Genomic DNA, 16605 nt, shown 5'->3' on the forward strand with positions numbered 1-16605 from the left:
CGTTATATATAAAAGATTGCAAACTTCATCTCATCCAAAGCTCTTTTCTTGACGTCGTTATCGCAGTTGCACCTGCTTGTATAGCTTCATTAACATGTTCTGTTGTGCGGATAAGACCGCCCGCTATAACCGATATTCCTGTATGTTGCTTCACTTCACTAATAATTTCAGGCATAATACCTGGAAGTACTTCGATAAAGTCTGGTTTTGTTTTCTCAAGCAGCCTATACCCTCTTTCTAGCGCATCCGAATCAAGTAGAAACATCCGTTGAATTGCGATTAAGCCCCTTTGCTTCACTCTCATTACTACGTTTGCTCTTGTAGAAATAATACCAGTCGGCCGGATACTTTGGCATAAAAAATCAGCAGCGTACTCATCATTTTTTAATCCATCAATGAGATCAGCATGAAGAAATATTTCTTTACCATGATGCTTGATTAGTTCTACTGTACTTTGTAGTTGACCAATATGCCCACCTAATAGCACCATATATGTATTGGAGGATGTAAGAACCTCTTCTACGTCTTTCAGTTTGTGGACGGCCGGTAATACAGATTGATTGAGTTCCAGTGACAAGTTGCTACCTCCTCTTACATCATCTGTTTTCCTACTTAGCAACATTATATATTGCTCTACATCTATTCGTATAGTCTACAGTAATAATCTAACGTGACTTACTACAAAACTAATATTTCACCGCCCCTATATGCTGCTCGACCTAGCTTCGATGCTACTAAAAATAGTAGCACAAACCTTAACCTTGGTCTGTGCTACTATTTTTTGTATGCTTCTCTTTGTGATTGATTTATTACAATTTATTTATCCTTCCACTTCTGTACAGTCAGATCCAATGTTTGAGAAATTCCACTCATCGTATACGTACGATTGGAAAGATCCGAGCCTGAACCATTTACTTCCACGTTGTTCCATGTACCTCTCGTAAACTTAAAATCAAGCTTCGTTCCCGCAGATATAGGCAACGTGATACTGTACTTTCCATCTTCGTTGCGAGTTAATTTAAGTGTCGCATCACCAGGATTCCAACCTGAAATATTACTTGTGAGATAAATTGATTCATTGACAGGCGTATTACTCGGAACGGTTACTCGAATCGTTAATCCTTCCTGAACAGCAACTGTTGGCGCTCCTGACGTAATCACACCGTTATTGAAAGTGGAAACACCTTTTGAGAAGGTATAGTTGCGTCCACCATTGTTATCCCATGTACCACTGCCATTGTTGAATACTGCTTGCATGCTCGTTGCTGTACCTAGGTTAACTGTAATTTTGCTATAGCCTGCAATTTCAGAGACTTCCATTTTCAAACCTGGAGCAGTAGTCCATGTTCCATTGCTCGGAGCATAGTGCAAGTACGGTAGTGCATATCCTTGTTTGTAATAGATAGTCGCTTCATTCGTTTGTGCAACTGGATTCGTTGTCACTTGCAATGTATTACTCGGATTCGATACATTTTGCTTGGCATCATATGCTTTAACGATATACGTATACTCTGTGTTAGCTGCCAAATTTGTATCGCTATACGTTGTTTGGCTCGCATTGCCCACCTTCGTATTATTACGCCAAATCTCATAGCCCGCTACGCCGACGTTATCTGATGAAGCTCCCCATGACAGTGTAACCGTGCTGCTTGTTTTCGCTGTCGACTGCAAGTTTGCAGGGGCAGTTGGAGCAATCGTATCTTCATTAGATACAGGCGCGCCAGTCTTAATTATGCCATTTTCGTAAGTAGAAATTCCTGCCGGGAAGATATAGTTTTTGCCCCCATTATTATCCCAAGTACCACTTCCATTATTAAATACCGCTTCGATCCCACTAGCTGCCCCGATATTAAGCGTAATACTGTTGTATCCACTTATGTTCGAAGAAGGGATGACCACTCCTGGAGCGGTAGTCCATGTTCCTCCAATCACTCTATAATGAAGATAAGGGGTCGTATATCCTTGCTTATAATACAGTGTTACAACATTACCACTATCTGTATTCACCTTAAGTGCGATACTTGCTACTGATAAATTTGCAGCTGCATCAAAGGCTTTTACCGTATACGTATATTCTGTGCTTGGTTCAAGATTACGATCCTCAAATGAAGTCGTATTTGATGTGCCTACCTTTACGCCATTACGATAAATTTCATATCCTGCAACTCCGTAATTATCCGTGGCTACATCCCAAGTCAGCGTAATGCTAGAGGATGTTTTGCTGCTTGAAATTACATTAGCAGGCGCCGTTGGCGGCACTGAGTCAGATTCCAAAGTAGCAACGATTAAGCTCTCGCTTGCTGACGACAGATGATTTGCTGCATCCTTAGCTTTAATTGTATATTCGTAAGAAGTTTGTGGAGTTAAATTACTGTCTACATAGCTGGTCGTTGTTGATGTACCTATCTTCGTGCCATCTCTAAATATTTCGTAGCCGGTTACGCCTACATTGTCGGTAGAAGCAGTCCAGGATAGCGTAATTGAACGGTCCGTTATATTATTAGTTGTCAATCCAGTTGGTGCTGTTGGTGACTCGTTATCGACAACTAGGAACGGGTGTGTACCTGTAATCGTACCGTTAACATCCTCAACAATTTTACCACTTGCATCTTTTGAATATTTACCTGCACCTACATAAACCGACTGAATTTCTGTTTTCGTTACATTGCCAGAAGCATCAACAGCTTCGATGTAGTAGTCAACTAATTGGTCACGATAATCACTCAAATAGGTGTAATATAAATCACCAATTTCTTGAGCTGGAACCTTCTCCATAATTTGCTTGCTAGAAGCTTGCCATGCTACACCGTTAATATCTGGCTTCAGTTCACGCTTGAGCATCGGATATTCGATCCAATCACTCACTTTTGATGGATCAATGTTAGCGATGCCTTGTGCCGCCAAAACTTCTGGATCGTAGACACGGAACGTATTGTCCGTAACGTCAGCAGACTTGTCACGATGCGTTCTAATTTTCACCTTAATATCTTGAATGTCATTCACATCATATGCGTACGTATAGATACCGAAAGTGTTATCAAAATGATGTAACGTCCAACCTTCAGACTTATCAACATTGGCACTACCTGGATTGTAAGGCCAACGCTGCGGCCACCAAACAGATGGGCCAACTTTGTCTTTTGAAATGTTTTGCTCTACATATGGTTTAGTGAAATATAGCGAATTGTTAAATGCTAATGTTGGTTTTACACTGTCATCCACATTTTCATCATAATATCCAAACCCTGAATCCATAGCTGGCAATAAGAAATACCAACCAAGCTCTGCAGGATTTGCACCGCCTTTATAATCATTACTTGCATTCCCTTTAACTGGATAAGAAATCATCCATGGGTTTAATTGATTACCTTGATAAGTAATTTGACGATCTAATTGCGTAGTAGGTGACCAATAATTAAGGTGATCGCCCAGCCATATTTGCTCTGCCGTTTTCGCATAGTTTTCAGCGGCTTGCAGCAATGCAAAGTTTCTTTCTAAATAGTGGTAGCCATATTCGAAAGAGACCGTCATTCCATCTTCAACGCCACTCAAATTTTTCTTTGGAGCTAAATTTAAGCCTGTTACTCTATTAAAATCGGCAAATTGTCCCTTCCAAATGCCAAACGGCAGTTTCCAGTGATGCCACTGTGGATCGGACGAAGAATCACGAGTATCAATCCATGAACCGTCTTGAACATGAACAACATCGTTGGCTGCAGGCGTATTATTTTTCAAATACTCATTAATACCTTCGCCTTTTACACCTTGATCGGAATACGTTACATTGCCAGCATTACGCCATGTATCTTCAGATCCTGCACGACCTGACGAATTATCTCCATCGTGAGCAATGACAAAAAATTGTTTCTGCGAAGTCAAGCCTTCAAATGGTTTAAGTGCAGTAGCTTTCACTGAGCCTTGATATCCTTCCTCCCATGATTCTGCTTGTGCGACAGGAATGCCGACTATGCGATCCTCAACTCCCGTTTTCGGGTCTACATACTTCACCCAGTGTGGTGTTGAAGCAAAAGGATATTTATTGTATACGACTTGTTTTTCGTTAAACATCGGTTGAGCAACCCAGTCTCCGACATTGCTCGTATTTTGCAAATCTGCTCGGTTAGGCGGCGATACCATCGTATCTTTCCCTGGATCATTTAACAGCGGGTAATCTTTCAATGTTCTTGAGAAGTGGTTGTTTCCGATAACTGACCATTCAATTCCCAATTTAGCCAATACAGGAATAATTCTTTCTGAAAACCCTAGCTCAGTAGGAAAGTAACCTTTGGAAGAAGTAAAAGAGTTACCTAAAAAATATGGCTGTGCTAGTGTTGCATTTTGATAAATTAAATCCTTTAATAAATACTCGTTGCCTACTAGTGGTCCCATCGTATGATGTCCACTGAAATGTACTAAATCCAATGTACGATTTCCATTTGGCGTCCTTAACGTGTCGTAAGCATTTTTCCAAGGCTGCCCCCAGTTAGGATCATTGTACCCAGGAACATTATTAGTCGACATAAAGCTGTTAACATTATTAATAAGTGAGCCTGACATCGTCACCTGCATTTGTGCGGATGGATGATCGTTCTTTAAGGTGCTCGCTACTTGCCATGGCCAATATAAATAAGCACCGGTTTTAGCATGATGTGAATAATAAGAAACCAAGTCATCGTGTGGCATAGGAGAGCCATTCGGCAAATAATACGTGTAGTTAGAAGGTGGATTTTTTTTTAAGTCAATAACTTGACCATCGTACGTATAGCGAATTGGGCTACCAACTGCTGTTGAGGAGTAACTTTCCAAATTATAATAAGGCCAAAAATTAGGCATATGATTATGGTACACATGTGTTGCTGAAATTTCGGCGAAAATTGTGTTTGTACCCATTGTAAGAATTGATATAATCGTTATTAATAAGAACACGGATTTTCGATATAAACGTTTCATCCTCTATCCCTCCTTGGATGGAATTGAACTCTCACATCTTTTCAATTCAGATGCGTCGATTCCTTTCATAGTGTTCCTAGGCAATTGCGCAAACGTTTTCACAATTGACCCTACACTGACCACTGAAAGATTATCCTAAGCATCGTAAGCTGTTATAGAATAATATATGTACGTAGTATCTGCTGTTAATCCCGTATCTAAGAATGATGCCAGTATGCAGTTTCCTACCTTGCTGTTATTGTAATAAATTTCATAGCTTGTGCAACAAGAAAATCAGCTAACTGTGCCCCTGAAAAATTTTCTATTTTCCATAAGCAATCCATTCAAGTTGTCTCAACAATTGTTAAATACATTTACAAAGGTTGTGCAAACGTTTTCACATTTTGGTTGCATATACCACACCCTTTCAAAAAAATGTAGTTCTAGCTAATGAAAGCGCATTATATGGTAATATATGTTACTTTATTTAGATTACTTCGATTCTAGGTAAATTGTCAAACAAAAATTATAGCCTTCGATAACTATCCGTAATCGATTGCGTTGCCAAACGCACAAAAAAGCATGCTAGCCCACGAAATTTGTGAGCCTTGCATGCTTCCACTACAAGTAATTATCGTGCCACTCTAGTGGCTACTTCTAACCTAAAAGTAACATATCTATCTACTGCATATATCTGTGCCTACTTCTTCCATATGCGATAATTTCCACTTAAAGCAAGTATCGCAAAAATGTAAATACAGTTGTCATAGTAGCGACGATCACCCGTACGTACTGGTGTATTCCAAAGTAGTTCCACTGCTGACTTCGCATGTTCACCACTCGCTGCAATTGAAGCAACAGCATTCGTTGCTAACAGACCAACTGGATGTAATGATTTTTCTTCAAATGCTTCACCATCAATCGAATATCTACGATAATCATCTGGCGATTTATCAGCAAAAAATGCTTGAATTCGATTAGCGATATCAACTTGACGTTCATCTACACCATACCACAAATAATCTAAACCGATATTTGCCGCTACTCGGTACGAATCACTAAAGAAATGTCCGAATCCACGGATATGATTTGGCGTTCCATCATAGAAAGCATATTCCGCTGCTAATCCTGTAACAGGATGAGAGCTAATATGAATGTAGTCGCGACTAGCCTGAGCCGCTTCTTTCCAGAATACACGATCCTCTTCATTGGCCCATAGTGCAAATAACTCATAGAAATGCGGTAAGTGATAAGAAGGATCAGAGAACTCAACTTCTGGTACAAACTTAATAAGTTTGTTTTCCAAATTCCACATCGTATAACCTGGTTGTTGTTGGTGTAAACATGTGTGCAATATATTTCGTGCTTGCTGACTATAGTTATATGGCGCTTCTCGATCACCCCATCGATGTGAAGCGAAAAATAATGCCATAGCAAAAAATTCTTCACCGTCAGGAGCAGGTCCTTGTGCATTACGATGGCCATCTGGTTGACAGGACCATGCAAAATATCCTTGATGCAATCCTTCAGTCATGTACATAAAACTATACGTCCAATTCCATAGACGATCAAATATGTCTTGTCGATCATATTGAACCGCCATCATCATCCCATAGGACATTCCTTCTGAACGAACATCATTGTTTCCAGTATCCAATAAATATCCTTTGTCATGACCTAATTCATAATATATTTTCGTAGCTTCGTCTTCACCGAACAAAGCATCCCAAGTTGATTGCACTCGCTCATTAATTGCTTCTTCACTATAGCCGTATTCGGCAAAAACATTGCGATACTGATTACTTTCAAATGCCGCTTGCTTATTTACAGTTGTCATCAGCCATCATCCATTTCTACATTAAAAGTTGTTTCACTTATTATATAAAACGTTCTCACATAACATAACGGAGTAAATCTTATAATCTACAGTGAAAACCTTATGTCTTACTAGAAAGAGTTAACCTTTTACACCGCCAACCATCATACCTTTAACAAAATACTTTTGTAGGAATGGATATACCATAATAATAGGTACCGATGCAACGATTGTCATGGTAGCACGAATAGAGGTTGGTGTTACTTTCCCTGTGTTATGACCAGCTGAAGTAAAATCTACTGATGTTGATGTCATAGATGCATTTGAGTTTTGTAATATTTTTTGTAATTCATACTGTAATGTACTTAATTCCACTGTTGAAGAATTATATAAAAACACATCAAACCATGAGTTCCATTGATAAACACCACTGAACAGAGCCACTGTAGCTAGAACCGGAACACATAAAGGTAATACGATACTGAAAAAGTTACGGTATTCACCTGCTCCATCTATTTTTGCTGACTCTAGAATGCTCTCAGGCAAACCTTCGATAAACGATCTAATAATGATGAGATTAAAAACCCCTATAATTCCTGGGAAAATATATACCCAGAACGAATCTAGTAAATTCAAATCTCTAATAAGCAAGAAGTTAGGGATAAGACCACCATTAATATACATCGTTAAAATAAATGCTATCGTTACGAATTTGCGTAATACAAATTCTTGTCTACTAATTGCATACGCAACAATTGCTGAGCAAAACACCGTTGTTACCGTACCAATAATGGTACGTAACGCTGATATTAACGTAGCGTTAAAGATGGTATCTTCGGATAAAATATAACGATAATTTTCTAGCGTAAACATACGTGGCAACAAGTAAATTCCTCCACGTATCGAATCTTTAGGATCATTAAATGAAATTGCCAATGTATTAATGAACGGATATAACGTTACAATCATTAGCAAAGTTAATAATGTATAATTGACATAATCAAAAATTTTATCACTTTTAGAATAATTTGTCCGCATGATATCTACCTACCTTCTAGTAAAGTCTTGCTTCTCCCAATCTCTTAGAGATATTGTTGGCTATAAACAACAATATGAAGCTTACAATTGTCTTAAACATTCCCGCTGCGATAGATAGAGAGAAATTACCTTGCGAAATACCATATTTTAAGACGAATATGTCTATATTTTCAGAATAATCGACGTTCATACCGTTTCCTAGTAAATATTGCGGTTCAAAACCTGACTCCATTAAGTAACCAATATTCATAATTAGTAGGACAACGATGACCGACTTAATACCAGGTAGCGTAATATGCCACATCCTTTGAAATCTTCCCGCACCATCAATTTCAGCAGCTTCATATTGTGATGGATCGACCATAGTCATTGCTGCCAAATAAACAATTGTATTCCACCCTACATCTTTCCATACGGTGGCAGATCCGAATATTCCCCAGAAATATTCCCCTATACCGAGAAATAGTATATCCTCTTTAATTAGTCCAAATCGCATTAAGAGATCATTAATAATTCCATCAGGTGATAATGTTGTCTGAACAATTCCCGCCGCAACTACCCATGATATAAAGTGAGGTAAATAACTGACAGTTTGTACAAGACGTTTGAAGAAAACGACTCTTATCTCATTAAGCAATAACGCTAGTATAATAGCAGTTACAAATCCTAATATTAAGTTAATTCCACTCATTGCTAATGTGTTACGTAATACTCTTAGGAAACGATCATCCTCAAATAGAAATTTAAAATGTTGAAAACCTACCCACTCTTGTTCTCCGAAACTATTGGCAGGTCTGAAATTTTGAAATGCTATCGTCCAGCCCCAAATAGGTAAATACTTAAATATAAATAACCATATTAGAAATGGTATCGTCATCACCAATAAAGCATGCTGCTGTATACAGCGTTTAAAAAAGAGTTGAACACTTCCCATTGGCTTTTGACGGCTCTCTATTATGTCTAGTTTACTCATTCCCGTCACTCCTCACTATGATTACTCAGGTTGAAAGAAGGGACCTTTGCGATGAAATCAACCTCATCGCATGGTCCCGCAAATCATTTACTACTTTGCACCATCAATAATCTTTTTAATTTCACTAGTTACAAAAGTTTCATATCCTGCAGTATCAAGCTTATTGAACTCTGCAGTGAATTCTTCCCAGTTACTATCGAATTTGCTAGGAGGATCAAGCACTAATTTAGGGAAATATTTACGAGTTAATTCTGTTTTCTTCGTTTCATAGATTTGCTCAGCAGATCCTTGTTCTTTCGCAATACCCCAAGCAGGATACCAAGGACGATCATCAGGAGCAGCAAACATTTCTGCATAAGTTTGAACACCATAAGCAGCTAGAATTGTTTTATCCGCTTCTGTCATATCCATTTGGAATACTTCTGGTTGGTATCCAGGTGCATAAGCATTACCATTTTCAAGTGTAGAGTTCGTTCCATATTGTGGCCAGTTCCAATCAAAGTATTTGAAACCAAAACTTTCACGGAATGGTTCATCTATTTTCTTAACTTGTTCTGCTGTACGGTAGAAGCGGCCCTCTTCGTTGATTTCATATGTTTCGCCTTGAATACCCCAGCTCTTCATTATCTGATTTTCTTCTGTTAATAAGTTATCAATAAATTGAATAATACGTTCAGGATTTTGTGCACTCACTGTAATACCCATACCACGGTTTTTAACGAAACCAGGAGGATCAAGATATTGATCTTTTTGTCCGTCAAATGTAATAGGTAGTGGGAAGTATACTAGATCATCTTGAGTAGGATCGGCTTTTGCCGCATCTTTCAATACGTTTTGGGCATTAGCGATTTGCCAACCGTAATCAAAGAAACCAAGTACTTTACCAGATGTTAATTTAGCTAAATATTGATCATAGTTATCAATGAATGAAGCTTTATCGAATAAACCTTCTGCATTCAATTCATTCAATAATTTCATATAACGTTTTGTATCATCATTATTTGAATAAACTTTCGCTTCAAATGTACTCATATCTACAGTTACTTCACCATCATTTGGATATCCTGCAAGATGCATTGGAGCGTTAGTCGTTGCAAAGAATCTCCAATCATGCGTTAGTGAAATAAATCCAGTTAAATTATCGCCTTCATGTTTTTTCTCATAGTCACGGATTAATTGGAAATACTGATCAATTGTTTTAATTTCCGGATATCCAGCTTCTTTCAATACACCACGTTGTACCCAGAAAGCACCTTGGTTAATGTTAGGATCTGGTACGAATTCACCAACAACGTTAGAGAATGGTAAGAACATTATCTTTCCATCTTTATCTTTCATTTGTTCCATGTAAGGTCCATATACACGTTTAATATTAGGTCCATACTCGTCAATTAGTTTCGTTAAGTCAATAAAACCACCTGCAGCTAACACTTCGTCAATTGCAGCATCAGGAATTAGAACATCTGGATATTTTCTAGAAGCATTCATCGTACCAATTTTTGTGTTCAAATCTCCTACTAAATTTTCAATTTTAAAGTTAACTCCTGTTTGATCTTCTAGTATTTTACCAATCGTTGTTTCATTTGTATTAATATCTTTAGCTGCACCTGCACCATTGAAGTATGTAAACGTTACTTTATCTAGAGGTTTTTCTGCTGGGTCTTTTCCTTCTGCATCTTTCGATCCATTAGTTGGAGTATTGGTACTATTTACTTTGTCTCCACCACTTTTACTTCCACATCCTGTTACCACTAGCATAATTGCTAATAGCAAACATATTGCAATGCGTACTGATGATCTCTTTTTCATATTACTTCAGCCCCTTTAATCAATTTGTAAGCACTTTCATTATATCTTGCTGAGGTCGCTGAAATCAGTGTACTAACTATAGATATTATTATAGAAATTTAAGTTATTTAAATTCTGCTGGTAGAATAATATGAATAGATGTTCCAATACCATTGGTACTATTAATTTCGAAATGAAATTGTTTACCGTAAATTAGCTTCAAGCGGTAAATTACATTTTGCACTCCAATTCGTTCACCTAAATCAGCATTTTCCGTTAAATAGGAGTAAATTTTCATTCGCTGCTCGTCGGACATACCAGCTCCATTGTCATTAATATTGAAATGCAATTCATCATTGAGCACTTCAATTGAGATATTTACTTTTCCACCATTTTTCACTTTTTCAATACCATGAATACAAGCATTTTCTACAAAAGGCAGGTATATTAATTTTGGAACAACACATTTTTCAGCAGCAGAATCGACGTTAATATTGTATTCCAATCGATCAGCGAAGCGATAATGCTGAATTTCAAGGAAACAGGAAATAAATTCAACTTCTTCTTTCAAAGAAACTTTATCTCTTCTCCAAGTTAATGAGCTACGGAATAGTTTCGCCATATTAAGGATGATTTTAGCTGTTTCATTCTCCTTTTTCATAATACTTCTCATTCGAATCGTTTCCAGAGCATTAAACAGGAAATGAGGATTAATTTGACTTTGGAGAGCATTAAGCTGAGCATACCTTTGTTCCAGTTCCATATCCTTTTCCTTAATATCAGCTACATATACATCGTTAATTAAGCTACCTATTTGTAAGGTCATTCGATTAAACTCACTCGTCAATTGCCCGATTTCATCTCTTGATTCACGCTTTGTAATGACATCAAAATGTTGGTTTTTTACACGTTTCATATATTTAAGAATAAAACCAAGTCGAGTAGTAATTGAACGTGAAATTATAATAATAATACTACTTGCCACCATAATATTAACTACTGCTATCCATAGTACAAAATGCCGTGAAGTTTGAACTTCATGTAAGATTTCACTTTTCGGTACTAAAGCAACCAAACGCCAACCTAACAATGGATCTGCATCGAAACTATCATTTTCGAACATATACATATCATTATTATTTGATAGCTTGTCTATTGAGATGCTTTCAGATATCCAGTTAATTTCTGTATCGTTCGTGAATTGTATAATCCCTTCTGGGTCAACAAGATAAGTAAATCCAGGTACATTTAGACTTGATAATGTAGTTGCAATCGAATCCGTTTTCAATTCAATTTTTAACACTTTATCCCAGGTACTGTAAGAATCATAATAGTCCATGACACGAAGAATACTAAAGCTATCACTTTTTTCTTCCATTCTTCCAGAATGAATACTATCTTCCCTCGGTGAACGTATAAAGAAAGGTTCACTCGAAGTACGTTGATCTAATGCTCGAAACCAAAGTTTTTCTCTTATATTATCAGACAAGTAAGCAATACCCCCTGAATGAATCACCATTGGGTTATTAACGTAGATTTTAATGTTTTGCACTGAAGTATATACTGGTGTATAGCTATTTATCATTCGGCGCATGTAATTATCATATGCTTCTACAAAATCAGCAGGATTATTGTGCTGTTCATCTAATAATGTATACAAGTTAATATCTGTATAGAAAATATAGGAGACACTTACTGCAGCTTCAATTTGCATCCAAAACTGATTTTGCACTTGTTGCAAACTAATATCAATATCATCCATTCGTTGTTCACGAACATTATTACTTATCACATTGTAGAAAATAACATTAGTTAAAATAATAGGAATAAATACGCAACAGATATAAAGCATCAGAAACTTATTACGCAACCTCATGTCGTCTAATCGAGGAAAAAATTTTACTTTTTTAAGTAATCGCATTATTATTCACCTACAGTACTATGAAAGGTTTGGCGATATGCCTTCGGAGATAACTTCTCTGTTTTTTCAAATTGCGCGACAAAATACTCTGGATGGTTGAAGCCAACTTTTTCAGCAATTTCATATATCCGTAAATCTGTCTGACGTAATAACTTCTTAGCCTCATTAATTCTTATTTGCAATAAATAATCATTAAAATAACTATCGTATGTTTTTTTGAATAATTGTCCTAAATAAACAGGATTAATATAAAACTGCGATGCTATTGTTTTCAAACTTATTTGCTCTGCATAATGTTGATCAATATATTTCTTAATACGCTGTATACCACCTTTAGACATTTCTTTTCGTTCTTCCGCAATAGCTGAACCGCATTCTAATAAAAAAGTTAACATTAAGTTTCTTAAGCTTAACCATTCAATATTGTAGTGATCCCAAGTCAATACAGTATTAAGCTTGGATAATCTATTCTTGTCTATTTCCATCTCATGTAAAATTTGTAAACAATCTGCCACTAACTTGTGCAGACTTGCTTTTATTGCCTCAATGGAGCAATACTCTGCACTAAAAGATGAAAATAATAAATCTAACTCAGTAGAAATACGTTGCTCATCATTTTCTTCCATCTCCTGAAGTAACTGCTTATAACGCTCTGCTGGCAGCATGATATGTCTAAGGGTATAACTTTTAAAATCGTTGTAATCAAATAATTGTCTGTTATCGTAATACTTGAATTGCTGCACATATTCAGCTGCTTCATACGCTTCTTTCAGAAAATTAATCCCTTCACAAATAGGACTATAGTACAGATGAATAGTACCTTCCTCAAGTAGAGATAACTTTCGATGCAACTGTTTCATTAATGAAGTGATCGAAGAATACTCTCTAAGCCAAGATTTTTTAATAATGAGACCTAATTTTCCTTGCTGTGGATATAAATATTGTGACTCAAACTGAGGTAGTAGTTCATTTAACAATTCTAGGTAGTTCTGGAGCTGATCAATTTGATGTAAGTCTCTACTTTTGATTACGGGATAGTAGTTATTTTCTATAAATACGAAATAATATTGCTCTGTTACTTGTAATTTCATATTAGAATAATAATTTATTAACTGTGCGTTCGTTGGTTGTTCTTGTAAGATGATATTGATTAAATCTTCGTGATGATGCATAAGTGAATGTCTCGATTGTTTCTTTTCACTTTGCAATTTCGCTGCTATATCTATTAGACTATTCTCAAGAATTTGTTCATCAATTGGCTTCAATAAAAAGTCACATACGCCATATTTAACTGCTTGCTGAGCGTATTTAAATTCATCGTAACCGCTTACAATGATGAACTTAGTTTTTAACTTCGCTTCGTGTACAACTTTATGAATTAATTGTAAACCATCACATTCAGGCATTCTAATATCAGTAATGACGACCTCTGGTTGGTGCTTTATTATAAAATGAAATGCATCCTCACCATTATCTTCTTCGCCAATTACTTCATACCCGCATGACTCCCAATCGATTATCGCTCGTAAACCTTGTCGGAAAAATAATTCATCATCTACTAATAAAATACGATACAAGCGCATCACCCCCACAATTAGACTACTATAATATGTTATTTATGCCAAGAATAAAGAAAGAGTCGATACGAAAATTAAGGCCTTCCTTAACTTAAATATCGACTCTAACAGAATTATTATATATTAATGATATTAATTATTGCTTAACATCGCAGTAGGTCTTTCGCAGTTACATGCTACTTTATAATGACGACCTTCAGCAGAAGCGATATGGAAACCATGCATAATTTCCAATACTTGCAATGCTAGTTCCCCGCTTGCGCGATGAGGACGATTCTCTTGAATTGCTTTTGCCATATCTAGTAACCCAATACCACGATCATTTTCGCTATATGGGTGTGTCAACATAACTTCTTCGAATTGATCACTACCTGCCTTGCGCAACTTAACTGGTCCACCGAAAGTATTGGGATCAGGAACTATGATCGATCCTTCACTTCCATAGATTTCGATATTAGGTAACGAGCTTCCACCCTTAACATCAAAACTCGTAACAAGTGTTGCCGTAGCCCCACTTTCAAAATCTATCACACCATTGATATGTGTTGGCGTTTCTACTTGAATCATTTCACCATATTGTGGCTCACTAGTAATTTTACGCTGTGGGTAAGAGATTACTGCTGATCCAGTTACACGTGTAATTGGGCCAAGTAACGTTATAAATGCTGATAAGTAATATGGTCCCATATCGAACATTGGACCTGCTCCTTTTGCATATAAAAACGAAGGATTAGGATGCCAGCTCTCTGGTCCGCCCGATAACATAAAAGCATTAGCTGCAATAGGTTGTCCAATTGCACCTTCATCAATAAGTTTTCGACAAGTTTGAATACCAGCACCTAATACCGTATCAGGTGCTACACCAACACGAAGCCCAAGTTGCCTAGCTTTATCAACAATAGCTTGTCCATCTTCAACCGTAACAGCCAAAGGTTTCTCGGAATACACATGTTTTCCTGCATCAAGTGCAGCAAGACTAACGCTTGCATGCACTTGCGGAATCGTTAAATTCAATACAATATCAATATCGGGATCAGCTAATAGTTGCTCTGTTGATAACACTTTTTCAACATTATATTTATCAGCTTTTGTTTGTGCCAATTCCCCATTCAAATCTGCTAATGCTACGATTTCAAGTTCTTCATAATGAACACAATTTACTAGATAGGCATCACTTATATTACCGCAACCAATAATCCCAACTCTTACCTTTTGCACGTTATGCTCCCCCGCTACACTAGAATAAATACAATAGGAATTTTTCTATTAACTCCTTATAATAACTATACTCTACTCGCATTTAGCAATTTCAACAATAACTTCTACTGCTTTTTGCATCGTATCAATGGATACAAATTCATACTTACCATGGAAATTCTCTCCACCGGCAAATATATTCGGAGTAGGTAAACCCATGTAAGATAAGCGTGAACCGTCCGTTCCACCACGAATGGGTTCAACGATTGGTGTAATGCCAACTTTAGTCATAGCTTCAAAAGCGCGATCCACAATTTCCATACGTGGTTCAATCTGATTGCGCATATTGAAATAACTATCGGTAATTTCAATTTTCACAGTACCCTCGCCAAATTTCTGTTCAATTTGTTTGGCAACATCAGCTATAAATTGCTTGCGTTCCTCAAATGTATCTTGATCGAATTCTCTAATAATATATTCGAGGGTCGTCTTTTCGACGCCACCTTCAATATGACTTAAATGATAGAAACCTTCATATCCATCCGTATGTTCTGGCGTTTCGTACTCAGGCATTGCAGATTGAAATGCATGTGCAATACGAGTAGCATTGATCATCTTCCCTTTAGCAGTACCAGGATGAACACTACGTCCAATACAAGTTACTGTAGCACTTGCAGCATTAAAGTTCTCATATTGTAATTCTCCAAGCGGACCGCCATCCATCGTATAAGCATATTCTGCACCAAAAGCTTCCACATCGAATAAATCTGCTCCGCGGCCGATTTCTTCATCGGGTGTAAAGCCTACTTTTATCGTCCCATGCTTGATTTCTGGATGCTCTAGCAAATAAGCCATTGCAGTAACAATCTCGGCAATACCCGCTTTATCATCTGCACCAAGCAATGTATTACCATCAGTCGTAATTAATGTTTGTCCACTATATTTCAGTAGTTCTGGAAATTGTTTAGGTGATAATACAATTTGTTGTGAGTCATTCAACACAATATCAGTGCAATCATAATTTTCGACAATTTGAGGGTTTACATTGAAGCCCGTTAGTTCAGTTGCCGTATCCATATGCGCAATAAAACCAATAGTCGGTGTAGGGACATCTGTATTGGCCGGTAATGTTGCCATAACATATCCATTGTCATCTAAAGTAACATCTGATAGCCCAAGCTCCTGTAATTCCTCGGCAAGTTGTTTGGCTAGCATTAATTGCCCACCAGTAGATGGACATGTTGCAACATTAGGATCCGCTTGTGTTCCTACTTTTACATATGAGATGAATCGTCTCAATAATTGTTCTTTCATAGTCAGTACTCCTCAAAGCTTTATTTTTTCTCGATGTTTTGTTTACTAACAT

Annotated in this window: 10 protein-coding genes; all 10 read right to left on the reverse strand. The window is 37.1% G+C overall.

Features of this window, described 5'->3' with window-relative positions; all coding sequences use genetic code 11:
• Nucleotides 1-25: 25 nt before the first annotated feature.
• The 10 genes from NAG76_03255 to pepT all read right to left on the reverse strand — a co-directional run bounded on the left by NAG76_03255 (nucleotide 26) and on the right by pepT (nucleotide 16553).
• Nucleotides 26-571 carry a glycerol-3-phosphate responsive antiterminator gene (locus NAG76_03255; GenBank protein ID URN96752.1) on the reverse strand — a complete coding sequence of 182 codons (546 nt, stop codon included), beginning with the start codon at nucleotides 569-571 and terminating at the stop codon, nucleotides 26-28.
• Nucleotides 572-816: 245 nt separating this feature from the next.
• Nucleotides 817-4950 carry a fibronectin type III domain-containing protein gene (locus tag NAG76_03260; GenBank protein ID URN95291.1) on the reverse strand — a complete coding sequence of 1378 codons (4134 nt, stop codon included), beginning with the start codon at nucleotides 4948-4950 and terminating at the stop codon, nucleotides 817-819.
• Between the two features lie 679 nt (nucleotides 4951-5629).
• Nucleotides 5630-6766, reverse strand: a complete 1137-nt coding sequence (locus tag NAG76_03265; GenBank protein URN95292.1) for a glycosyl hydrolase family 8 — start codon at nucleotides 6764-6766, stop codon at nucleotides 5630-5632.
• Between the two features lie 120 nt (nucleotides 6767-6886).
• A complete protein-coding gene (locus NAG76_03270) occupies nucleotides 6887-7783 on the reverse strand; it encodes a carbohydrate ABC transporter permease (protein ID URN95293.1) in 897 nt (298 codons plus the stop codon).
• Nucleotides 7784-7799: 16 nt separating this feature from the next.
• Nucleotides 7800-8717 carry an ABC transporter permease subunit gene (locus tag NAG76_03275; protein URN96753.1) on the reverse strand — a complete coding sequence of 306 codons (918 nt, stop codon included), beginning with the start codon at nucleotides 8715-8717 and terminating at the stop codon, nucleotides 7800-7802.
• Between the two features lie 129 nt (nucleotides 8718-8846).
• Nucleotides 8847-10565: an ABC transporter substrate-binding protein gene (locus NAG76_03280; GenBank protein ID URN95294.1), complete on the reverse strand. Its 1719-nt coding sequence runs from the start codon at nucleotides 10563-10565 to the stop codon at nucleotides 8847-8849.
• A 103-nt stretch (nucleotides 10566-10668) separates the two neighbouring features.
• Nucleotides 10669-12465, reverse strand: coding sequence for a sensor histidine kinase (locus NAG76_03285; GenBank protein URN95295.1), 1797 nt, complete (start codon nucleotides 12463-12465; stop codon nucleotides 10669-10671).
• A 2-nt stretch (nucleotides 12466-12467) separates the two neighbouring features.
• Nucleotides 12468-14042: a response regulator gene (locus NAG76_03290; protein URN95296.1), complete on the reverse strand. Its 1575-nt coding sequence runs from the start codon at nucleotides 14040-14042 to the stop codon at nucleotides 12468-12470.
• A gap of 132 nt (nucleotides 14043-14174) precedes the next feature.
• Nucleotides 14175-15260, reverse strand: coding sequence for a Gfo/Idh/MocA family oxidoreductase (locus tag NAG76_03295; GenBank protein ID URN95297.1), 1086 nt, complete (start codon nucleotides 15258-15260; stop codon nucleotides 14175-14177).
• Between the two features lie 72 nt (nucleotides 15261-15332).
• A complete protein-coding gene (gene pepT, locus NAG76_03300; GenBank protein URN95298.1) occupies nucleotides 15333-16553 on the reverse strand; it encodes a peptidase T in 1221 nt (406 codons plus the stop codon).
• Nucleotides 16554-16605 lie beyond the last annotated feature (52 nt).

It is taken from the genome of Candidatus Pristimantibacillus lignocellulolyticus, assembly GCA_023639215.1.
GTDB classification, from domain to species: Bacteria; Bacillota; Bacilli; order Paenibacillales; family Paenibacillaceae; genus Pristimantibacillus; species Pristimantibacillus lignocellulolyticus.

Excerpts from the sequence above, each read along its gene's own strand:
- NAG76_03275 (URN96753.1), bottom strand. The coding sequence starts at position 8,717 with ATGGGAAGTGTTCAACTCTTTTTTAAACGCTGTATACAGCAGCATGCT.
- pepT (URN95298.1), bottom strand. The coding sequence starts at position 16,553 with ATGAAAGAACAATTATTGAGACGATTCATCTCATATGTAAAAGTAGGA.
- NAG76_03265 (URN95292.1), bottom strand. The coding sequence starts at position 6,766 with ATGACAACTGTAAATAAGCAAGCGGCATTTGAAAGTAATCAGTATCGC.
- NAG76_03260 (URN95291.1), bottom strand. The coding sequence starts at position 4,950 with ATGAAACGTTTATATCGAAAATCCGTGTTCTTATTAATAACGATTATA.
- NAG76_03280 (URN95294.1), bottom strand. The coding sequence starts at position 10,565 with ATGAAAAAGAGATCATCAGTACGCATTGCAATATGTTTGCTATTAGCA.
- NAG76_03285 (URN95295.1), bottom strand. The coding sequence starts at position 12,465 with ATGCGATTACTTAAAAAAGTAAAATTTTTTCCTCGATTAGACGACATG.
- NAG76_03270 (URN95293.1), bottom strand. The coding sequence starts at position 7,783 with ATGCGGACAAATTATTCTAAAAGTGATAAAATTTTTGATTATGTCAAT.